The organism is Mucilaginibacter sp. (assembly GCF_028288105.1).
Classification (GTDB): domain Bacteria; phylum Bacteroidota; class Bacteroidia; order Sphingobacteriales; family Sphingobacteriaceae; genus Mucilaginibacter.
The window spans coordinates 1-22,553 of the sequence record NZ_JAQBOI010000044.1; the positions used below are offsets into that span (position 1 = coordinate 1).

Sequence of the window (22,553 nt, forward strand, 5' to 3'; positions counted from 1 at the left end):
AAAAAAATAAAATCACGCGAAAATCTATTATTTTAGCGGAAATTTAGATGTGTAAATAATACACAATACTTAATATTGCCCTGAATTTAACCTGAAAATATGAAATTTTACTATAATCGTACTAAGATTGTTGCCACAATGGGCCCGGCGTCGGCTAAGAAAGAAGTTTTATTAGCCATGATAAGAGCCGGTTTAAATGTGTGCCGCTTGAATTTTTCGCACGGTAAACCCGAAGACCACAAGAAATTTATTGACCTTATCCGCGAGATAAACGACGAATATAAAACCAATGTAGGTATCCTTGCCGATTTACAAGGCCCTAAAATTCGTATCGGTTTAGTAAAAGATGGCGGTATCCATTTAATTAATGGTACCCGTATTAACATAACCACAAAAGAATGTATTGGTGATGATAACCAGATATACATTACTTATGAAACCTTCCCGCAGGATGTACAGGCAAACGAGATCATTTTATTGGATGATGGTAAATTGCAACTAAAGGTTATTGAAACTAACCGCCTTGATACTGTTGTTTGCGAAGTAGTACATGGTGGTATATTAACATCACGTAAAGGTGTTAACCTGCCAAACACTAAAGTATCTATCCCAAGCTTAACACCTGATGACCTTGTAAACCTGCAATACGCTTTACAGTGGGATGTAGATTGGATAGGCCTTTCATTTGTACGTACCGGCCAGGATATTATAGATCTTAAACGTATCATCCGCGAAAGTGGTAAATCTGCCCGTGTAATTGCCAAGGTTGAAAAGCCAGAGGCTATTGATAATATTGACGAGATAATTGCCGCTACTGATGGTGTGATGATTGCCCGTGGTGACCTTGGTGTTGAAATGCCATTGGAAGAAGTGCCATTGCTGCAAAAAATGATAGCCCGTAAATGCCGTGATGCATCAAAGCCGGTTATTGTTGCTACCCAGATGCTGGAATCAATGATAACTACCCCGCGCCCAACACGTGCCGAGGTTAATGATGTGGCCAACTCTGTGCTTGATGGTGCCGATGCGGTGATGTTAAGCGGTGAAACATCAGTTGGTGAATTCCCGGTTATAGTTATCGAAACTATGGCTAAGATCGTTCGTAACGTAGAAGACCTGGGTTATCCGTTCAATGCTTCAAAAGCAGAGAATACAGATACTGCATCTACCAATTATTTAAGCGATGCGCTTTGTGGTTCTGCCGTTTACCTGGCCGAGCATACAAAAGCAATGGGTATTGTAAGCATGACCGTTTCTGGTTACACCGCTTTTGAAATATCAAGCTACCGCCCTAAAGCAGGTACTTACATCTTTACATCAAACAAGCAGTTGTTAAACGCGCTTAGCCTTGTTTGGGGTGTAAGGGCTTTCTATTACGATAAAACAGAAAGTACCGACCAAACTATTGCTGATGTGAACAACATCCTAAAATCTGAAGGCTTGCTTAACGCTGGCGATGTGGTTATTAATACCGCAGCCGTGCCAATTGTTAAAAAAGGCAAAACCAATATGCTTAAAGTAAGCGTTATTGAATAATAGTGATTGGAGATTAGTTTCTGGTCGATTTAAATAAAAAGAGGGTTATGCTTAATGCGTAACCCTCTTTTTATTTTTTAAGATTAAACCATCAGTAATTTGTGAAGTCCTATAATAACATATTAAACCTTTATCTAATGATCATCAAAAAAATTCTTACCACATCATGTTTATCCCTATGGATATTGAGTGGGGCTTTTTCTCAAAAAGCAATCTCCGTCTCTGAAATGGTAAAGTCCAAAAACTTTGTTTTTATTGTAACCAATATAGAAAATAGAAATACCTATAATGGTTCGGTATCTACCGCCTCTGACGGGTATAATTCAACCCCTACCGTTCTTAATCTTCAACAGCGCATTGGGAGTCAATCCTATCAAGCTGACTATTTACAGATAGTTAATGGTGATGGCGATTACTTTGGGGACTACCGTCTTCGTTCGCAAAATACCGCACCTAAATATTCGGGAGAGAATGTTTTCCTTGTGCAAAACGCCGATCATATATTGATCAGAGAAAAAGAAACTCCCGTTAATTTCAATGAAATAGAAGCAACTGGCTTTTATGAGTACTTACCGGAACAATATCAGGTGAAACTAACTAGCAAGAATGATAATAAATGGGTTTTAACCTACGAACTTGCGGTAGGAAGAAATAGAAAAGAATTTAAGCTGGAAATTTCGAAAAGTGGCAAAGCAATTTTAAAAGCTTTGAAGGATAACAATACCAAAGCTTATTTATATGGATATATAATTAAACCGGAAGATGTTAAAAAGCTTTAAACATCTTCCCGAACTGTTTCGGGACCTTACAGACGGTGATTTGCATGAGATATGGCGAAATAAGTTCGGCATGATGGTTTATTTCTAATTAACTAATCACTAACCTCTAATCACTACTTCGCCTTTTCCTTTTCAACATAAGTCTTAGGGTCAAGTGCTTTTGGCGACCAGTTCTCGAAGAACTCCATCACTTTGGCTTTACTGTGGCCTTTGCCTTCTTCCAGGTAACCGGAGTTTTGAGTATGCAAACGGTTGCCTTTACCATCTAACACAACAAACACCGGGAAGCCGAAACGTTGCGGGTAGCCCAGATCAGCCAGTACTTTTTCATTCTTATTCTCGGGGCTCCAGTTTACGTGTAGTACCACGTAATTATCGGTAAGGTATTTGGTAAGGTCGGCATCTTTAGTAACCAGGTCATTAAAACGCAGGCACCAAACACACCAGTTACCGCCAATTTGCAGCAATACATTTTTATGTTGCGCCTGTGCCGTTTTTACAGCAGCTGCAATATCAGCCTTAGCATCGGCAGCCGGGTTATATAATTTTGGCGTTTGGTGCTTTGTAGTATCCAACGGTTTTACAGCGATAGTTGGGGATGCCGGCGGTTTAGCGGTTTGCTGTGCTTTTGCAGCAACCGACAAGGCAATTATCGCGACTGTAAACAGTAATTTCTTCATGATATGTTTATTTTTTCTAAATATATAAATAGTAGTAACAGGCATCTGTAACAATATCGTAATATTATTGGGATGTTTATCGCATAAAAAGCCCCGCATATGCAGGGCCCCGTGTTTAATAAAAATAGCTTGGGGTATATTAATCGTTATGGGGTTATTGAATCATCATCGGGCTCGGTAGAATAATATTGAGTATCGCCGGCCTTTATATCACCTGCTTTTTTTGATAAGTTGCCCTTTAGTAAACGGCGCCTTCTGCGTTTTAAATTGTAACGCTCTGTCCAATGATCAAACGTTCCGGTGACTGCTAAAATACAGCCGATAGCAAAGACAACCATCATGAAAATAACGAATATTTGGAGCAGGCTTTCAAGTATGTATTTCATGATCAATTAATCAAGTAGTCCAACCATATAAGGCAATAGCCGTGCCTTAGCGTATTATTTTTTAACAGTAAATAACAACCTATAGGATACATAGCTACAAGAGCTGTTTTTAATAAACTTGTGCAAGGCATGTTTATTAAATTAGAAAGAAGCTTTTATGTACACAAAAGTGTACAAAATACACTGTTTGGTAAAAAAGAGTCCCCTTATGGTATATCTATAGTTGCTGTTACATTTAATCCCGCGCGAATTATATCTTGAAGGGTAAAAGCCTGTCGTTTTCTGTAATTATTTAAAAAGTCATCAGCTCCTTTTACCATTGCTAATTTGCTGTTTGCCGGTAAATTACAATTGACGGCAGTATAGCTGGTATCAAAATAGGTGGTTAACCACATACACTTTTCCTTGTTTTTACTGGCATTACGAAACCTGCTGCTTAAGTAATAACCCGAAAGATAATCGGTAAAAATTATCTTCTCCTCACTGGTGAGGTCTAAATTATATTTAAGAATAATTAGTTCAACATACTCGTGGGCCAGTGTACTAACCATGTTTACATGGTCGATAGTTGTTTCGCCCGGCGCTTTTAGCGAGTTAATATCCAGGAAGATGCTATTGATATTAATATTGGATTGTGATATTTCCTTTGGAAGTACTTCCACACTGTCGAAATACCAGTATGCGGGTGATTTGAAAAAAAACTCAGATAATAGTTGAAGCTCACTTTTAACAACGGTGAGGCAAGCGGAATCGGGTATCGACCAATAAAAAAAAGCACTACGTGTTTGTGACGATCGCTCCTCGTAATTTATCATCTGGAGGCGCTGGGCATTTGTATCGGCTACGATAAAAATCATTAAAAACGTTATATAATAAGTTTTCATAATTAAACAGTAGTATAAAACTATCTAATTATCTTATTTATAAGTAGTTAATGCAATAAAATGGGTATTAAAATGTATAAATGTGCCACACATTTATACACATTTGCCGGGGTGAAATTATTCTTTAAAGATGCTTGACCTGGTAACTCCTGGTTAAAAAGCCGGCGCAGGCAAGGCCTATATTTATACCTGCTATAATAAAAATGTAAGTAATAGTATTGCCATGTGTTAAACCGCCAAGATAATCTGCTACGGGTACTTTATTTACTATAGCGTAGGTCAGCATAAAAAACACCACCTCGAACAGTTTTTTGCCGCCGCTTAATATCCCCAGTGTTGCCGCCAGTAAAACAATAAACACAGAGCCGTTAACTATATTAATAATGGCATAACCGTTTAAGCCCGCGGCATTGCGCAACAGTACAGGCAGGGCTAACGCAAGGGCTAATAATATACCAGCAAAAATTTGCGCGGGCAGCATTCGCAGCAAGGGCTTATACGATGCATACGCGAAATAATGTACGCGGTTGGTTTTCTCTTTAGTAACAAGGTCAGACCAGCGTGTTACCTGCAGAAACAGCAGTATAGGCAGCATATAGGTGTAGGCAATAGGTAAGGGCACTATAAACATGGCAATCCATAAACCGGAATTTAGTAGCCATAGCCATTTATTCCCCTGCCGTATCAGCAGTAATAATTCTGTTTTAATGAATGGAAATATGCCGTAGTTAAAAACAAGCGGCGGCATGGTTTGGCGGGTAATACCTGCGGGGTTAATAGTTAGTTTATCTGCCTCTGGTTGCTGTATTACCTTTATTTTCTTTTTACCCGCGGCCTGCTTAAAATCGAACCGGTGAAAAAACAGGGAAGAGAAATAAGTAAGCGCTAAGCCAAAGCCCATCCATAAAACACGACTGAAGATAAACACTGCCGACCAGCTGATACCTTCCCAAACAAAAGGTTTGTATTTGCGGTGCCCGTTAAATATAAAGCCGAACGATACATCTTTAACATGCTCGTGAAACTGCGAGTTAATTTGCCTGGTGATGCTTTTTGTGATGAGGCTTAACCCAAACGGATCAAATACACCGCTGGAGTTATCACCACTCTTGGTAATAAAAGACATGGTTGCCCCGCATAAAAAAAAGCAAATAATGTATTGCAGAATGTTGCGTTTGCCCAAAAATACCTCGGCTACTACAGCCAGCGATGCAATCATAAATAATGCGGGTACCGCGAAGAACAGGTAGGGCAAAACAAAGTTAGACAGGATGAACGGATAGCCCGCGCCACGGATAAAAAACAGGATGAAACTTACAACAAATGTGCAGCCGGCAATGGTTAACAATACCAGGTAATTACTTAGCTGTTTACATAGCAGGTATTTAAAATTGCTGATGGGGGTGGTAGCGATGATCAAACCTACCTCGGTATCTATATCTTTTTTAATACCACTATTTACCAGTAAAAAGCCGTAGAAGGATAACATTACGGTAGTCATGATGGCGGATACATATCCCACCCAGGCCGAATTATAAACCCCCTTATAACCCGAAGCGCTTAAAGTGGTATAAGCTGCACTGCTTGGCGGTACAAACGAGTAAGCCGCGTACACGGTTACAGCCAGCGTTATTAAAAACGAATAGCTGCGGGTGCGCTGCAAGTAATCTGCCTTAATAATATTGTAGATGTATGGCATATGCTTAGGCGTTGTTTTGAGTTAAAAACAAGTAAGCATCCTCTAAAGTAGCTTTAACGGCGGTAGATGATGGGGCTGCATGTGCATCGTTGCTGATGTAGCGTACCTTTATCCGGTCGTTTTGGCGGGCGGTATCAATTACTTTGTACCGGTTTTTAAATTCGGTAAGGGAGTTATTCTCTAAAAATATCTCAAAGATCTGCCCATCGGCTTGTTTAATTATATCCTGTTGATAGCCTTTGGTGATCAACCTGCCATCCTGCATAATAGCCACCTCATCGGCAATAGTTTCAATATCAGATACAATATGCGATGAAAGGATGATGATGCAATCCTGCGCCAGATCAGCGATCAGTTGCCTAAACCGCATCCTTTCTTCCGGATCGAGGCCTACGGTGGGTTCGTCAAAAATTAAAACTTTAGGATCATTAAGCAAGGCCTGGGCTATGCCTATACGCTGTTTCATACCGCCCGAGTAAGTGCCTATAGGCCTTTTGGCATCCGCGGTAAGGTTTACACCTTCCAGCAATACATCGATGCGCTTGCGCAGGCCGGTGCCGCCAACACCTTTCATGGCGGCTATATATTCTAAAAACTCGTAAGCGTTAAGGTTAGGGTATACACCAAAATCCTGCGGCAGATAACCCAGTACCCGGCGTATAGCATCGGGGTGTTGCACAATATCGGTACCATCTAAAAACAAAGTACCCTGTGTAGGTTTGCTGATAGTGGCAATAAGTTTCATTAGGGTTGATTTACCTGCCCCGTTTGGGCCCAATAGACCCAATATTCCCTTATTTATGGTGATAGAGTAATTGTTTAAGGCGGTTTTTTGTGTGCTATATTGTTTGGTAAGGTTGGTTATTTCTAAGGCCATGTGGAAGTTATATGGTGGGTATGACATGCATATCGCCACCAATGTTACACAAAAAAGGAAATAAGGCCTAATTGCAAAACATGCGGATTTTAGCTTGTCCGTCCGTTTAGGTATACGGAAAGTTTGGACAACGCGGACAGATTCTACTCCATGTCATTGCGAGCGATAGCGTGGCAATCTCGTCGCATGCAAACGTTCATGCATTGACGACGAGGTTGCCGCGTCACTACGTTCCTCGCAATGACATGGTTTTCTTATATCTGATTTTAGGCTTGTCCGTCCGTTTAGGTATACGGGTGGGTTTGGACAAAGCGGACAGGTAATTAAATGTTCCGTAGGAACTACAGCTTTGTAGTATTGTAGTAAAAATACTCTTTGCCCTGTAGGGGCTACCCATGGATTGCACCTACGGAGCAAAAGAACCGTTTGCGTTAGGAATTGCAACGGATACCAGCCATGTGATTAATGCCTGTGCGCGTATGAGTGTAAAGCCCGGGCCGAAGGTAACGCCATTAACAATACGTCATGCCGGGCATCTCACATGAATGGGATACTTGTCTTGAGAGATCCTGAAACAAGTTCAGGATGACGGGTTTTTCTTGACTCTAAAACCTTTTTAAATATTTCGCGTCAACCAATTCCCCATAGGGTACTTCGGCGACTGTACCCAGGCTAAACCATGGGGAACCATCTTGCAGCACCTGTATATTTTGGGCGGGCATAAAGCTTTGCGCCAATAGGAACTGCTTTTTATGGGCGTTGCTTTCGGCAACATCCATTACTATAAAACAATGGCCCGGCGAACCTCCCTTAATAAACACATCGCCGGCTTTAATATCGTTAGGGTTGGTAACCGGTTTTAATTCTTTCTGGAGCGATAGCGTACCGGCGTAGGAGAATACCAGGTTCATGTACCGTAAAAAATTGGGGTAGCTGTAATCTTTTTTGCCTTTAAGTACCCAACGTTCGTTTGCGTAACGATAGCCATCGGCATAGTGGATATAATCGCATTTAAAACCACTGGTAAAATTAAAGGCTATGGCCTTATAGTTTTTCTGCTGATACAGGTACTCGGCACGCAGGCGCATTACGGCGTCGGCACATTGTTGCAGGTCCTGGCTGCCAATACTCATATCAATAACGGCTGCGGTGTAAAGGTCGGTGCGGGCAATGCTACCTGTGTAAGTTTTGGTATGGGTGCCCGCGGGTTTAAGCGTTAACGATTGCAGGTAAGCCCCAAAGCTACCGGGTGCAACGGCAACACGCGTATAGCCTGCTGATGGCTTAAAGCGCGTGTGTATATTATCTGTTAGGGTGAATGCTGCCAGCACAACCAATAACATCAAGACTAAGATACTTTTCATTTTTTTGTTGATTTAACCAGTTGCTGGTAAGGATTAAAAGGTACAGGCAACCCGTTCACGATTTTAAATGCCGAAAAGTGCAAATGCGTTGGCGAGCGTTTTTTGTAGGCGTTAAGCCCGGTACGGCCCACTTCGGCAATTTTATCGCCGGCCTTAAGCTCATCACCCGGTTGTACAAATATGGCCTGGTTGTGCGCGTAGTAACTAAATATACCTGTTGTGGGATGATACACCCAAATGAATTTACCACCTCTTAAGGTGCTTGCGGGTTCCCAATCGTTACTGCAGGCTACCACGATGCCGTCTGCTACGGCTAATACATCAACAGGTTTAAGGCTGCGGTCGTCGATGCCGTCCTGGTTTTTATCGTTTATGAAAATATCATGTGCGGGGTGGGCGGTATGTTTATTGCCGTCTAAATAATTATAACCTTTATCACTGTAGCCGTTGCCATTGGTGCCGCCAATAGCACTGCTTTTATATCCTTTAAGCGGAAATACCCAGGCAGGGTTACCAATTGAAACGCTGCCTTTTATTTGCGCCAGCAACGTTTTAAATTGCTTTGCTGCATTGGCCCGTTTAATGGTGCCGTTTAATACGCGATTATTAAGCTCATTTATTTTTTGACAGGTAGATTTTACATCTTGTGCAAAGGCTGAAATAGCAAATAACGCGATAGCGAATATCAATAGCAGTTTCTTCATAATTGGTGCTTAAATTTATAGAAAAGCAGGGTGGTATGCAAGTAGGGTTTTGTCCGTCCGTTTAGGTATACGGGTGGGTTTGGACAAAGCGGACAGGTAAATTAAATGTTCCGTAGGAACTACCGCTTTGTAGTATTGTAGTAAAAATGCCCTTTGCCCTGTAGGGGCTACCCATGGATTGCACCTACGGAGCAAAAGATATACAATAGCTTATACTACAAAGCGGTAGCACCTACGGAGCAAAGAACCGTTTGCGTTAGGGGTTGCAGCGGATACCGGCCATGTGGCTAAGTCTTGTGCAGTATTAGCGTAAAGCCCGGGCCGAAGGTACCGCCAAGTTCAGGATGACGATTCTTTCTTATATCTTGACTCTTGATTCTAAAAGTCTCCACCTCTTACATATTCCTTCGATACTGCCCGCCAACGGCATAAAGCGCATTACTGATTTGCCCCAAGCTGCAATACTTACATGCTTGCATCAGCGCCTCGAAGATGTTATCGCCGGCTATGGCGCGCTGCTGCAGCTCTTTCAATAATTCTGGGGCATGCTCCTGGTTCCGTTGCTGAAACAGGTGCAGGGCTGCTATCTGGAATTGTTTTTCTTCCTCGGTAGCACGAATCACTTCGGATGGTACAATGGTGGGCGATCCCTTTTTGTTCAGGAAGGTATTTACCCCGATGATAGGGTACTCGCCGGTATGTTTCAAAGTTTCGTAATAAAGCGATTCTTCCTGGATCTTGCTACGCTGATACATGGTTTCCATAGCACCCAGTACACCGCCACGATCGTTAATGGCTTTAAACTCGATTAATACAGCCTGCTCTACCAGGTCGGTTAGTTCTTCTATAATGAAAGCGCCCTGTATAGGGTTCTCGTTTTTAGCTAAACCAAGCTCGCGGTTAATGATGAGTTGGATAGCCATCGCTCTGCGTACCGATTCTTCGGTAGGGGTGGTAATAGCCTCATCGTAGGCGTTGGTGTGTAACGAATTACAGTTATCGTAAATGGCATACAAAGCCTGCAGCGTGGTACGGATATCGTTAAAGTCGATCTCCTGCGCGTGTAAGGAGCGCCCGCTTGTCTGTATATGGTATTTAAGCTTCTGTGAGCGATCGTTCCCCTTGTACTTGTTCTTGATAGCTTTGGCCCATATGCGCCTTGCTACACGGCCTATAACGCTATATTCAGGGTCGATGCCATTGCTGAAGAAGAAGGAAAGGTTAGGCGCGAAATCGTCGATGTTCATGCCCCGGCTCAGGTAATACTCTACATAGGTAAAACCATTGCTGAGGGTGAAGGCCAGTTGGGTAATAGGGTTGGCGCCTGCCTCGGCAATATGGTAACCCGAGATAGATACCGAGTAAAAATTCCTAACCTTTTGGTTGATAAAATACTGCTGGATATCGCCCATCATCCGCAGGGCAAATTCGGTACTGAAGATGCAGGTGTTTTGTGCCTGGTCTTCCTTTAATATATCGGCCTGAACGGTACCACGCACGGTAGCAATGGCATAGGTGCGGATCTTCTCGTAAACATCGGCAGGTAAAACCTGGTCGCCGGTAAGGCCGAGGAGCATAAGGCCTAAACCACTATTACCATTCGGCAACTTGCCTCCCTGGTATTGCGGCCTCACCAACCCCTTATCATCATACAGCTCCTTATACTTCGCCTCTACCAAATGTTCCAGCTTATTTTCGGTGATGTATTTTTCGCATTGCTGATCTATAGCAGCATTCATGAAGAAACCCAGCAGCATTGGAGCAGGCCCGTTAATGGTCATGCTTACCGATGTACTGGCGTGGCAAAGGTCAAAGCCCGAATACAGCTTTTTAGCATCATCCAGCGTGGCAATGCTTACGCCCGAGTTACCTATTTTACCGTAGATATCGGGCCGTTCGTGCGGGTCTTCGCCATACAGGGTTACCGAATCAAACGCGGTAGACAACCTGTGCGCCGGCTGACCAAGCGATACATAATGGAAACGTTTGTTCGTCCGTTCGGGACCACCCTCTCCCGCGAACATACGGGTTGGGTCTTCACCTTCGCGCTTCAGCGGGAATACACCGGCGGCGTATGGGAACTCACCCGGTACATTCTCGGTAAGCAACCAGCGCAGAATATCGCCCCAGGCCTCGTATTTAGGCAGCGAGATCTTAGGCACTTTTAATTGCGATAACGAGGTATAATACAAAGGCAATTTGATCTCTTTATCGCGTACTTTATAGATGAAGTTTTCGGCTTTGTATTTGGCAACCGTTTCGGGCCATTCCTTTAAAAGGCGCTTGCAATCGGCGTGCAGGTGGTCTTCCAGATGGGTATAAATATCCTCTAATCCTGTTATTTGGTTCCCCTCTTGAGAGGGGTTAGGGGTGTGTTTAGCCAACAGGTCAATCGTCCCCCTAACATTAAACATCTGCTGGGCTATTTTACACTGCTCGTTCACCCAATTGGTATAGGCCACGCTGCTTTCAGCTATCTCTGCCAGATATCTTATCCTATCAGGTGGTATAATATAGATCTTCTCCGATTCGCCCTCTTTTGTATTGACTCTTGATTCTTGATTCCCCAGAAGGTCCACCCCCGTCTTCGCCTTAACGGTTTTCATCAGGGCGGTAAAAAGGGTGTTCATGCCCGGGTCGTTAAACTGCGATGCCATGGTACCGTAAACAGGCAGGTCATCATCCTTGGCATCAAAAAGCATATGGTTGCGCTTGTACTGCTTGCGCACATCGCGTATGGCATCTAAAGCGCCGCGTTTATCAAATTTATTAAGGGCTACCAGGTCGGCAAAATCGAGCATGTCAATTTTCTCTAACTGGGTGGCTGCGCCAAACTCGGGGGTCATTACGTACAGGGAAAGGTCGCAGTAATCGGTTATCATAGTGTCCGATTGCCCGATACCTGATGTTTCCACTATCACCATATCATACCCGGCCGCCTTGCAAATATCAATAGCTTCCTGCACGTGGCCGCTTAAGGCTAAATTAGCCTGGCGTGTTGCCAGTGAGCGCATATACACCCGCGGATTGTTTATGGCATTCATACGGATCCTGTCGCCTAATAAGGCACCGCCCGTTTTACGCTTGCTGGGGTCAACAGAGATAATGGCTAAGGTTTTATCCGTCTCCATTAAAAAGCGCCTTACTATCTCATCCACCAAACTGGATTTACCCGAGCCACCTGTTCCCGTTATGCCCAATACAGGTATATTGGTAGATTGTTGATTGTTGATTGGTTTATGATCGGTGATTGGGCTTTCGCCAAGGCTCTCGTTTTCGGCAAGGGTTATTAAGCTGGCTATCGCCTTTATATTTTTTTGCGGCAGATGCTTTAGCTCGCCGTTTAGTTTGCTAACGGTTTGGAAATCGCACTGCTGCATCATGTCGTTTATCATACCCTGCAGGCCCATGGTGCGGCCATCATCGGGCGAGTAGATCTTGCTGATGCCGTAGGCCTGCAGCTCAGCAATTTCCTGCGGAAGGAAAACCCCGCCGCCACCGCCGAAGATCTTAATATGCCCCGCGCCACGCTCGGCCAGCAGGTCGTGCATGTATTTAAAATACTCTACGTGGCCGCCCTGGTAACTGGTAAGGGCAATGCCCTGCACATCTTCCTGTATAGCGCAATTCACTACCTCATCTACACTGCGGTTGTGACCCAGGTGTATCACCTCGGCACCTGTGCTCTGCAAAATGCGGCGCATAATGTTGATGGTAGCGTCGTGCCCGTCAAATAACGAGGCAGCGGTAACAAAGCGAATTTTGAACTTAGATTTATAAGGAGCGATGCTTTCCATGCAGGCGGATAATTGATAAAGCACAAAATTAATCAATTTGCAGAACTATGCATGCATAGTTTTTTAATGTGCCAGCGGCGCGTTGTTTTTAGCGGGGCGGACTAACTTAAAGCCATCCTTAATAGTGCTTCCCCGCAGGGTTAACGAGCTATCGGGATGCACCGAGCAGGGGATGTTGCAGTCGCGTATATCCCAGTTATCGGATGTGGCGCTGTTGGTCACCACGTTTATTTTTAAGCCCGATCTGGTTACAAATACCGTGCTTTTTATAGGCGGTACATCGCCCAGCGGGGTAATATCTGTATTAAAATTACGGATCATGATAAGCAAACAGCAAACCGAAATAAAGGCTGGGAAAAGCCTTGTATACCTAACACCGGTATTGCTGATAAGATACGCCAGCGGTGCAAGGCCAAGCGCCCAAAAGGTAAATACCGCGAAGCGGATATCGGGCGCGGTTACCAGCCAAAAAGCAATAGCGATAAACAAGGGTACAAGTACATAGTATAGTTTAGTGGCGTTTATCCGTTTAAAGCGCAGTACTATACCGACTCCTATAGCCAACAGCAGCGGTACCATAAAGCCGAAGGTGGTGGCCATCCTTTTTATCCAGTTGGGGATCCAGGTGTAGGTGTAGGCGGCATCAATACCGGGCTGCCCATGCAGGTGGGTACGGGCAAAACCTTTTACAAAAGCCATAAAAAGCTCCAACTCTCTGGCCGGCATTTTCCAGTCTACCGGTAGCGGGAACATGGTTACGGGGAAAGCGATATATCCGCTGGAGATCCCGCCCCTTATCGCCCATGGCACCAATAAAAGCAGGCCGAGGGCAAGCGCAATTAGCATGCTGCCGGCTTTGTAAAGTTTGTTTGCAACCAGCAGCCATATCAGCACAACGGCGGCACCCAGGGCAACGCCAATAAAGCTAAACTTCATTACAATGCCCAGCAGGCAGTAAAAGGCCAGCAAAAATATATCCTGGAAGGTTATCTTTTTGGTTTCGATACAGGCAATAATATCCGAGATAACTTTAAACGTGAGTAGGTTAATGAATATATCGGGTGTGGGGCTGCTCAGGTTTTGCACGCCTATGTTGATGCACAGCGGCAAAAACAACAGTTGGAACAGCGCATAAAAGCTAAGCTTTTGTTTACCCTGCAGGCAGGCGGCGTTTCGGTACACAATTTCGCTGCATATAACCAAAGCCAGCAGGCCGTTGGCAGCACAGGCGCCACGGTAATGGCCCCATAGGGCATCTAAAAACGCAGGGTATAAAAAGTACGACTGGTTAAGCCCCAGATAAGTAAATACATTGCCCATGCCCGGTGTTACGGGGTAGCTGCCCAGCCACTTAATGGTGTAAAAATGGTAAACCAGCGTATCGTAAATATAGCTGTTATCAAGGCTGCTTAAAATAAGGAATACGAAGATGATGAGCCACAACAACCCTGCAAGCAACCCCGGTTTGCTAAAACCCGACCGCAAATGCCTTAAGCCCCATGCCCCGTAAACCGCCACCGGCAACAGGCAGAGCCACGCCAGGCTGTTAACAGGTAAAAACAAGTTCCATACCTGTAAAAACAGAATGGTGATGCCAAGTCCATACCAAAACCCGGTGAACAAGTTGCCGGCCAGCACGCCCTTTTGTTTGCCAAAAGGCATACAAGCCAAACCAATGCCGGTAATAAATATAAAGGCCAGTAGCCAAAAGAGTGGTAAGATAAGTGCCTGGGTAATCAATTGGGTATTTTTAGCTAAGATGCAGTATTTTTTTAAACCAACCGTTATGCCGAATTTATTTCGGCATCTCTCTCTACCACGTCATTGCGAGGTACGAAGCAATCTCTTTAGGACAGGTAGCAAACATCCTTGACCAACCCGTCATGCCGAATTTATTTCGGCACCTCTCATGCTTAGTGTGGTTTCACCACCTAACTTCACCACCATCCGAGCCCCACAAACAGAACGTTAGCTACCTAATGCGGCATTGGCGTGTTGCGGGTAGCACAGTCCCTGCCACAGCACAACCTTTAATAGCGACACGGCGCAGCCGCGACTTTTCTTTGGTTACTTTCTTTTGAGAGAAAAAAACGTAACAACCACTAACGATTCATAACGCACTACCACTCCCTAACAAGGCACCCATCTTAGGTTTGGCTGTTAAACCTTACCCCCTTAAACCCGTCATACCGATATCTAAAACACCATATCACCATGAAAAAACTTATTCTGCTGGCGGCCCTGTTTGCGTTGCCTTATCTAAGCTTCGCACAAACCGACAGCACCGTGCTAACCAATAATACCAGCTATGTGCCTGCCGAAAAATACTGCGTGGTAAACCCCTCACGCGGCCTTTTCGCAACCAAAATAAGCCTCGAAGTTGATTACGGACAAGACCCAACCGGCGACAACCGGCTGCGCGACAACAACGGCAAAGAAATTAAATTTAACAGCCTTGCCGATGCGCTAAACTACATGGCCAACCAGGGCTGGGTATTCGTAAACGCTTTCCAGGCAGATGGCAGTACCTTCCGTTACCTTTTGCGCCGCCCCGCCCCGCGGCCGGTTATAATAGCGGGCAGCAGCATATAAGCAACTAATGGCTCGCCCGATATCCCAACCGCGCACACCAATAAACTAATGAACCACCGAACCAATGAACTAATTAGTAAAGCAATTGCAGTGGTGCTTGGGTTACGGTAGCCCCGCTATCCGCTATACGAGGTATACGCTGCTATCGGGTTTAGGGGTGGAAGGGGACAGAGTGCAAAGCGTAAAATTGCCGATATAATATTTACTAATAGCACAAGGGGATAGTGTAAATAATACATACTTTAATCTGCATGAGTATTGCGTGTAGTTATCCACAATAGTCTGATATTCAATAATTACTATTTATTTTAGTAGAAATATATATGTAATGAAAGTCAATGAAAATCCACGTATTTCGATAAATAAATTAGGGGAGTATATTTATGCCACTCCATCAAGGCAAAGACGCATTTTAATAGAAGCAAAATTTCCTTCTGAAATTATAACAACTCGATACGCACCTGTACAAAAAGCGGCAATTGAATATTTTGTTGCTTCTGTTAAAGACATAGAAATATTTAATAGGGTTAAAGAAATTTTATCTCAAAAGCCAACTATAAATGACCATCAAAAAGAAAAAGTTAGGTCATGTATTGAAGCACTAAGTCACTTAACCAGCTGTGCTTCGAGTAAACTTGTACCATATATTGAAAATCCAGCAATAAAGGGCTTTAAAGATTGTAGTTCAATTACTATTAATGGTGTTATAATTAGTTTACGACCAGAAATTTTATTACTTGATGCAATTACGAATCAACCAAAAGGGGCTATAAAATTAGTTTTTTCAAAAGGTCATTTTTTGACTATACAAGAGGGGCAGTGTATTGCAGGCTTGATAAAATCCTATTTAGAGGGAGCATTAAATATAAATTGTTATTATAAAGATTGCGTGACTTTAGACGTTTTTTCAGATAGATTAATATACGCGCCCATAAAAAATGCCTGGACTATTAGTAAAGTAGAAAATGCTTGTGACAGTATAAGATCTATATGGCCTTCATTGCAAAAAAGGGTGGCTTAGCTAGTTTACTTAATTAAAGTAGTTGTCTATGTATGCAATTCCTTGTTTTATCTTTGCTTTATTCCCTTTTTTAAATTCCTCTTTTGTAATCAAGAAGTTTTCGAAGTCCAAAAACACTTCATTTATATAACTAACTGAGAACTCCAGATTTGGATTGCGAGTTATTTTTACAGTAATTACAGAAAGGGAATTTAAAGCGATTATGTTGCCGTAACAATAGCTTTGAATATCAGTAGAATTAGTCCTCATAATCTGATCAAGTCCTTCAATAGAAAACGGTTTTTTATTTTTAAAGCTTTTAATAGAAAAATACAATAGTAAAGCACCTATGCTTGATGTCGTCTCTTTAAAATGTAAATAAAAGGCCTCACTGAACTCTGATTTTACGGGCTCAGAACTGCTACTTGGCGTTAAGAAAGTATTTGATGTTTCAATTTTGTCTCCCAACTGTTTAATTGCATCTGGTATGTCCTTTAATCTATCGTCAAACCCCTGAATTATTTCTTCTAACTTATTTGCATTATTTACTATTTGAGTACTTGAATTATTTAAGTTATTAACTGTATCGGATAAAGAATTATTTGAAAAAAAACCTTGTATGATTGCCAAAATTGCCAAAATTAACGAGGAGATTGTTGCAGCAAATGATACATAATTTGATAATTGTGTATTCGGTGCGTAGTTAAACGTGAGAAGACTGATTATAATTAATGCCATTATAAAAATTATATAACGGTGATGTAAGACATTATTCATTTTTGTAAGATTTGTTAACAGCGTTAAGCTCGGTTGTTTCAGTAAAAAAAATAATTTGATGCTAGTTATGTAGTTGACTTGTAAATTAACTAGGTTTTAGTTCAAGTTGGGCTCTCTTATTGGGATAATATTAATGTTTAAAGAATTCCATGAATATTAGGTTGCCAAGTGGCATTATGTAAAAAGCGATGGAGATGCAAGTGGTTGTCAAGGATTTCACCTTTTGAAAGTTGAGCTACGGTATTCCAGTCTTGGCCCAATACATAAGTCGCATTACCTTCAAAAATACTTTCCAGAATAAAGAAATCCCGATTCGGATAACCAAATACAAAGTATCCTTTAAATCCCGCTCTTCCAGTAGCTACAAAATTTGGTGTGTAGCTTGACAAAAATTCAAATCTATCTTGAATAGCTTGGCGTGTATTTATAGGCGTGTTATTTATTATGGTCTGAATTCTTGGCTGTAAGGTTGCCCATGGATAATTTCCTGGAGGTAGAATATCCCAGTTTAATCGTGTTATTGGAACATTGAGGGCTGGGAGCAAATTGTCTTGTAAAATTTCGCATTCTCCAAACAATTCTAGAAATAGATTTACTGTATGCCTAATATTATCATAATTTCCGTGCGAATTATTTAACAAAGGCGATCTGACAATCTTTTCACCTTGCAGATCTTCTACAATACATAACTCATTTAAAGGAGCCGATAATATTTGTCTAGGATATCGTTCATAATCTATTGTTTTGGTATGCCAATTGCCATGCCAATCTTTAAAAGTAAATTCTCGTTGAGCCGGAACTTTTGGTAATCCTTTGAGTGTTACAAAACCACCTTTTGCATTAAACTTTGAAACAGATTTATCTATAGTAGGAAGAATTTGTTCGCCAATGTTTAATGCCGGAGTAAAACCGGAGTTAATAACTAATTGTTGATTAGCAATTGTTATAAATGGGCTTGCTATGTAAAAATTATCACCTGTATTTATTCCAAGTAAATAATTGTCGGGTTTCCGTATTCTTCTTTTTATAATTCTCATGATAATTAGGTGTGTTTAACCGGCTAATGTAGAATTATAAATTATTACTTACAATGCGTATAACTACCTAATTTTCAATTAACTAATATGTAATTTATAGCTAAAATATATTGCTTTTACTAATTATACTTGTTTATGTCAACGCACAACTCATTCAATCTATTCCCCTCGTATAAGATTCTCCCCGCTACCGCAAGCGTCCCGCTTGTGGGTTTATGCAAGTTCTTTAAGCATAGTTCACAACCTATTCTTTTAACAAGATTTATCAAGTGTTTATATTTCTAAGGCTTTGATGAGCTCACTTCGTTCGGTTCTCCTCGTACCTCGTTCGAAATGACAGGGGATGTGGAATACTACGCACATCCCTAAACCCGATAGCAGCGTATACCGGCCATCGCGCTTAAAGCCTGCGGGCGTATGAGCGGATAGCGGGGCTATCGCACCCAATTAACCACAACAGCACCTTTACAAATACAAAAAAAGGGGCGGAAAAAGGCGTTTTTGCGTCGAAAAAAAGCGTGTTCCCTACCCGTTAATTTTGCAGAAAATGGAACACGCGGAACAAAGGCGGGTAACACCAATTTCATGCTGAGCTATCAAATCCCGTGGCCTTTGAAGATGCAATGACAGATCTTGCGGGGGGGAGCGTAACAGACTATATTATTTGCATGTTTGCCTGTGTTAGGTTTGGATTTAATGGTGACGTTATTTTGTCAGTAGCTTATTTTTAAACAGGTCATTATTAGTTATTTATGCGTTCACGATGGCGTTCACGGCCGTGAACGTGAACACTTCTCACACCATAGCATCTGCACATTCATTAACACACCCCTAACCCCTCTCAAAGAAGGGAACTATTGCGTTATTGCAGGTTCAAAATAGCTGCGTATCTGCACATTCGCATATCGCACACGTAAAATGCTTATCTTTGCGGCAATGCAATCAGTGGAATCAACAATACAATCGGTAGAATCGCCGTGGGAGAAGGGTTACAACAACTACGGGCCCTGGCTTAAAGAGAAATACAAGGGTCACCGGGTGTTTAAGGTGATTGTTGATGGCGGCTTTACCTGCCCCAACCGCGATGGCAGCAAGGGCTATGGCGGCTGCACGTATTGCAATGTAGATTCGTTTACGCCAAGTGTTAGCCGTAACGCCCCCACTGTTAAGCAACAGGTTATGGAGGGCATGGAGCGTGCCCGCAAGGGGAACAAGGCCGATAAATTCATTATTTACTTTCAGCCCAATACCAATACTTACGCGCCCACGCATTACCTAAAAATGATGTACGACGAGGCCCTTAGCTACGGCACCGAGGATATTGTGGGCCTTAGCGTAGGTACCCGCCCCGACTGTATAGACGCCGAAAAAATTGCCCTGCTGGAAAGCTATACCGACCGCTTTGACGTTGACCTGGAAATGGGCATGGAAAGCATTTACGATGATACGCTGAACCAGATAAACCGTGGCTGCAGTCACGATGAGTTAGTGAAAGCCCTTAAGCTTACCGAAAATACCAAGCTGGATGTTTGTGTGCACACCATATTTGGTTTCCCCTGGGAAACGCACGATATGATGCTCAAATACGCCGACGAGATAAACCGCCACGCGCAAATAAAATTTGTAAAGTTTCATCACCTGCACATTGTAGAGGGCAGCGTTATGGGGGTTAAATACAAACGCGAACCTTTCAAGCTGTTTGGCATTGATGAGTACGCCGACTTTTTATGCGAGCTGCTGCCAAGGGTTCGCCCGGATATCATTATCCAGCGCCTGTTCGGCCTAAGCGACCGCGACCTGCTGATAGCCCCTAACTGGGGACTCAAAAAAAGCGAGATCCAATACTACATTGACCAACGCATACTTAGCCGCGGTGTAGTACAGGGGGCTGCTTTATAATTAATAGCCCCACCCAAACCCTCCCCGGAAGGGAGGGCTTTAAGATTTTGAAAGTCTCCCCTTTCGGGGGAGATTTAGAGGGGGCTTCTTCTTGGTACTTAGTTTGCATAACTATTGCGTATAATTATCCGTAGAAATAAAAATTAACTATCAGTTTCGGTGCAGAAACCTTTACAAAACTATATTCCGGCACTAACGGGGGTGCGTGCTTTGGCGGCATTCCTGGTATTTATATCGCATTACGCCTACGCGTTTGATGAAAATTTTCCCCGTGCTGTGCAACGTTTTCTAACCGAGTTCCATATCGGGGTTACCATTTTCTTTGTATTGTCGGGTTTCTTAATTGCTTTCAGATATTTTGACAGCTTTAAACTAACCGGCGATTGGTTTCGCCAGTACCTTAAAAACAGGGTGGCGCGTATCTACCCCATGTACTTTTTGCTTACGCTTGGGGCGTTTGTTTCCTACTATTTCACGCACGATCAAAAGGTAACCAACGGTTTTGCCAACCCGGTAGGGTTATTTTTGATGCATATCACCTTTTTAAGGGGCTTTTTTGATCAGTTAAAGTTTACGGGTATTGCACAGGGCTGGAGCTTAACGGTGGAAGAGTGTTTTTACTTTTCGGCACCTTTCATATTCTATTTCGCGCAAAAATACCGCAAGTTTTATATTCAGCCGGTGGTGATCACCTTAATTGGTGTTACGCTGGTATTGGTTTTTAGTCATGTTAACTGGTATGGTTTCTTTGGCAACTTTACCTTTCTGATGCTTTACACCTTTTTGGGCCGCAGCTTCGAGTTTTTCGCGGGGATACAACTGGCGCTTATTGTACGTAAGCAGCAACTGGACGGACAGAAAAAAACCAAATTTACCTACATGGGCTTCGGGCTTATATTTGTTTGCGTGTGGATAATGAGCATACTGCCTATCCCCAAAGGCGAGGTTGCGGGTTTGCACCATCCGTTTGGCATTATTACCAATAACTACCTGCTGGCGGCATCCATCGCATTGTTTTTCTACGGATTGCTGACGGAAACTACGGTGCTCAAAAAGATATTATCCAACCCGTTTGTAGAGCTGCTGGGCAAAAGCTCGTACATATTTTACCTCATCCATTTGGGGTACATGTACGATTTTCTGCATTACTACTTTAACAAATGGAACGATGATATTTTTGCGCTTTACGATAAATGGGGCGTAGACTGGGTATCGCCTTTCCAGTACGATAACCTGAACGTGCTGTGTGCCTTTATCATCCTCAATGGGGTATCTATCCTGTTGTTTAAGCTGATAGAGGAACCGCTAAATCATTATATCCGGAAGTCGAATTTTTTGATCAAAAGTAAAGTACTTACCCCACAAAATAAATCAGAAGCAATTAATGCTTAGCCGCAATTACTAATTATGTTGAACAGATCAACCAAGATACTTTTTATACTACTTTGCTTTATTACTACCGTAGGCCTGCAACGGGTATCGGCTGCGGCTTTCTTTCAGGATGATGAGGAGGCTATTTCTACTGTACTTACCGCTGGCAACAAAAACGCCATATTCGATAGCAGGGCTAACTATACCTTCGAAGTAAAAAACCCTACCGATGCTGTACAAACAGGCACGGTATCGTACATTATTACCCAGCGTGGCAAAAAGCTGGGTTCGGGTACACAAAACGCTAAAATAGGAAAGAAGGGTTCCGAGAAATTTAACTTTGACCTGCCTGCCCTTAAGGCCGGTTTTTACAAGGTAGATTTTATGGTGAACGTATCTGATTATGACGATACCACCCGCCGTGCCTTTGGTATCCAGCCTGAGGAGATCCGCTCTCAGTATGCTAAACCGGCAGATTTTGATGCCTTCTGGCAAAAAGCTAAAGATGACCTGGCTAAGGTAAAGCCCCAGTTTAAGGTTACCCCAATGCCAAAAATGAATACCGATAACCGTACGGTATACCTTATAGAGATGCAATCGTTGGATAACTACACTATTAAAGGGTGGATGACGGTGCCTATCAATAAAAACAAGGATCATAAGTTTTCGGTGCTGCTGGGTTTGCCGGGCTATCAGGTAAACCTGATGCCTATAACGGGTTTAGATGAAGACCTGGCTATTATCACACTAAACGTACGTGGGCAGGGCAACAGTCGAGGCCCAATTGATACCCGCCGCGATGAGTTTATTTTTTACCACATAGAAGACCGCGACCAATATGTTATGCGCGGTGTAATAATGGATTGTATCCGTGGAATAGATTTTATTTATTCGCAGCCAAACCTTAAGCACGATAATATTTTGGTATCGGGCGGTAGCATGGGCGGCTATTTAGCGCTTGCTACGGCGGGTTTAGATAAAAGGGTGAACCTGTGCTCGGCGCAAAACCCTATTCTGTGCGATGTAAATAACCTGAATGGCGAGGTAACCTGGCCTATAAACGATATTAAGAAATACATTAAAACACAGCCCGGGCTTACTTACCAGAAAGTGGTAGGCAACCTAAACTATTACGACGGGAAAAACTTTGCCGCAGGTATAACATGCCCCA

The 22,553-nt window shown here is 42.9% G+C and carries 18 protein-coding genes; 7 read left to right on the forward strand and 11 right to left on the reverse strand.

Going from position 1 to position 22,553, the window contains the following annotated elements; all coding sequences use genetic code 11:
• Positions 1–99: 99 nt before the first annotated feature.
• Both pyk and JWQ85_RS02925 read left to right on the forward strand, forming a co-directional pair.
• Positions 100–1,536 (forward strand): pyruvate kinase, encoded by a 1,437-nt coding sequence (gene pyk / locus JWQ85_RS02920; protein WP_299463678.1) that lies wholly within the window; start codon positions 100–102, stop codon positions 1,534–1,536.
• Between the two features lie 137 nt (positions 1,537–1,673).
• Entirely contained in the window at positions 1,674–2,315 is a 642-nt protein-coding gene (locus tag JWQ85_RS02925) for a hypothetical protein (protein ID WP_299463681.1), read from the forward strand.
• Positions 2,316–2,428: 113 nt separating this feature from the next.
• Here the strand turns inward: JWQ85_RS02925 and JWQ85_RS02930 are convergent, their stop codons facing one another.
• The 9 genes from JWQ85_RS02930 to JWQ85_RS02970 all read right to left on the reverse strand — a co-directional run bounded on the left by JWQ85_RS02930 (position 2,429) and on the right by JWQ85_RS02970 (position 14,446).
• Complete coding sequence (locus tag JWQ85_RS02930) at positions 2,429–2,995, reverse strand: thioredoxin family protein (protein WP_299463684.1); 567 nt, start codon at positions 2,993–2,995, stop codon at positions 2,429–2,431.
• A gap of 146 nt (positions 2,996–3,141) precedes the next feature.
• On the reverse strand, positions 3,142–3,381 hold the full coding sequence (locus JWQ85_RS02935; protein ID WP_299463687.1) for a hypothetical protein: 240 nt from the start codon (positions 3,379–3,381) through the stop codon (positions 3,142–3,144).
• 206 nt (positions 3,382–3,587) lie between these two features.
• Positions 3,588–4,238, reverse strand: coding sequence for a hypothetical protein (locus JWQ85_RS02940; RefSeq protein WP_299463690.1), 651 nt, complete (start codon positions 4,236–4,238; stop codon positions 3,588–3,590).
• A 151-nt stretch (positions 4,239–4,389) separates the two neighbouring features.
• Positions 4,390–5,964 carry a hypothetical protein gene (locus JWQ85_RS02945; RefSeq protein WP_299463693.1) on the reverse strand — a complete coding sequence of 525 codons (1,575 nt, stop codon included), beginning with the start codon at positions 5,962–5,964 and terminating at the stop codon, positions 4,390–4,392.
• A 4-nt stretch (positions 5,965–5,968) separates the two neighbouring features.
• Positions 5,969–6,868: an ABC transporter ATP-binding protein gene (locus JWQ85_RS02950; protein WP_299463696.1), complete on the reverse strand. Its 900-nt coding sequence runs from the start codon at positions 6,866–6,868 to the stop codon at positions 5,969–5,971.
• Positions 6,869–7,446: 578 nt separating this feature from the next.
• Positions 7,447–8,205 carry a DUF4846 domain-containing protein gene (locus JWQ85_RS02955; RefSeq protein WP_299463699.1) on the reverse strand — a complete coding sequence of 253 codons (759 nt, stop codon included), beginning with the start codon at positions 8,203–8,205 and terminating at the stop codon, positions 7,447–7,449.
• Positions 8,202–8,909, reverse strand: coding sequence for a M23 family metallopeptidase (locus JWQ85_RS02960; protein WP_299463702.1), 708 nt, complete (start codon positions 8,907–8,909; stop codon positions 8,202–8,204). Before JWQ85_RS02960 ends, JWQ85_RS02955 begins: the two co-directional genes overlap by 4 nt.
• Positions 8,910–9,304: 395 nt before the next feature.
• Positions 9,305–12,706 carry a methylmalonyl-CoA mutase family protein gene (locus tag JWQ85_RS02965; RefSeq protein ID WP_299463705.1) on the reverse strand — a complete coding sequence of 1,134 codons (3,402 nt, stop codon included), beginning with the start codon at positions 12,704–12,706 and terminating at the stop codon, positions 9,305–9,307.
• Between the two features lie 63 nt (positions 12,707–12,769).
• Positions 12,770–14,446 carry a hypothetical protein gene (locus JWQ85_RS02970; protein WP_299463708.1) on the reverse strand — a complete coding sequence of 559 codons (1,677 nt, stop codon included), beginning with the start codon at positions 14,444–14,446 and terminating at the stop codon, positions 12,770–12,772.
• A gap of 474 nt (positions 14,447–14,920) precedes the next feature.
• On the opposite strand from JWQ85_RS02970, the gene JWQ85_RS02975 reads away from it, so the two are divergent.
• Both JWQ85_RS02975 and JWQ85_RS02980 read left to right on the forward strand, forming a co-directional pair.
• Positions 14,921–15,298 carry a hypothetical protein gene (locus tag JWQ85_RS02975; RefSeq protein WP_299463711.1) on the forward strand — a complete coding sequence of 126 codons (378 nt, stop codon included), beginning with the start codon at positions 14,921–14,923 and terminating at the stop codon, positions 15,296–15,298.
• Positions 15,299–15,626: 328 nt separating this feature from the next.
• Entirely contained in the window at positions 15,627–16,319 is a 693-nt protein-coding gene (locus JWQ85_RS02980) for a hypothetical protein (protein ID WP_299463714.1), read from the forward strand.
• A 9-nt stretch (positions 16,320–16,328) separates the two neighbouring features.
• On the opposite strand, the gene JWQ85_RS02985 is transcribed toward JWQ85_RS02980, so the two are convergent.
• On the reverse strand, positions 16,329–17,036 hold the full coding sequence (locus tag JWQ85_RS02985; RefSeq protein WP_299463716.1) for a hypothetical protein: 708 nt from the start codon (positions 17,034–17,036) through the stop codon (positions 16,329–16,331).
• A gap of 176 nt (positions 17,037–17,212) precedes the next feature.
• Positions 17,213–18,112 carry a hypothetical protein gene (locus tag JWQ85_RS02990; protein ID WP_299463719.1) on the reverse strand — a complete coding sequence of 300 codons (900 nt, stop codon included), beginning with the start codon at positions 18,110–18,112 and terminating at the stop codon, positions 17,213–17,215.
• 936 nt (positions 18,113–19,048) lie between these two features.
• On the opposite strand from JWQ85_RS02990, the gene JWQ85_RS02995 reads away from it, so the two are divergent.
• The 3 genes from JWQ85_RS02995 to JWQ85_RS03005 form a co-directional block, all read left to right on the forward strand.
• A complete protein-coding gene (locus JWQ85_RS02995) occupies positions 19,049–20,011 on the forward strand; it encodes a TIGR01212 family radical SAM protein (protein WP_299463722.1) in 963 nt (320 codons plus the stop codon).
• 159 nt (positions 20,012–20,170) lie between these two features.
• Positions 20,171–21,403, forward strand: a complete 1,233-nt coding sequence (locus JWQ85_RS03000; RefSeq protein ID WP_299463725.1) for an acyltransferase — start codon at positions 20,171–20,173, stop codon at positions 21,401–21,403.
• A gap of 15 nt (positions 21,404–21,418) precedes the next feature.
• Positions 21,419–22,553 (forward strand): acetylxylan esterase (locus JWQ85_RS03005; protein ID WP_299463728.1); only part of this gene is annotated, 1,135 nt, incomplete at its 3' end.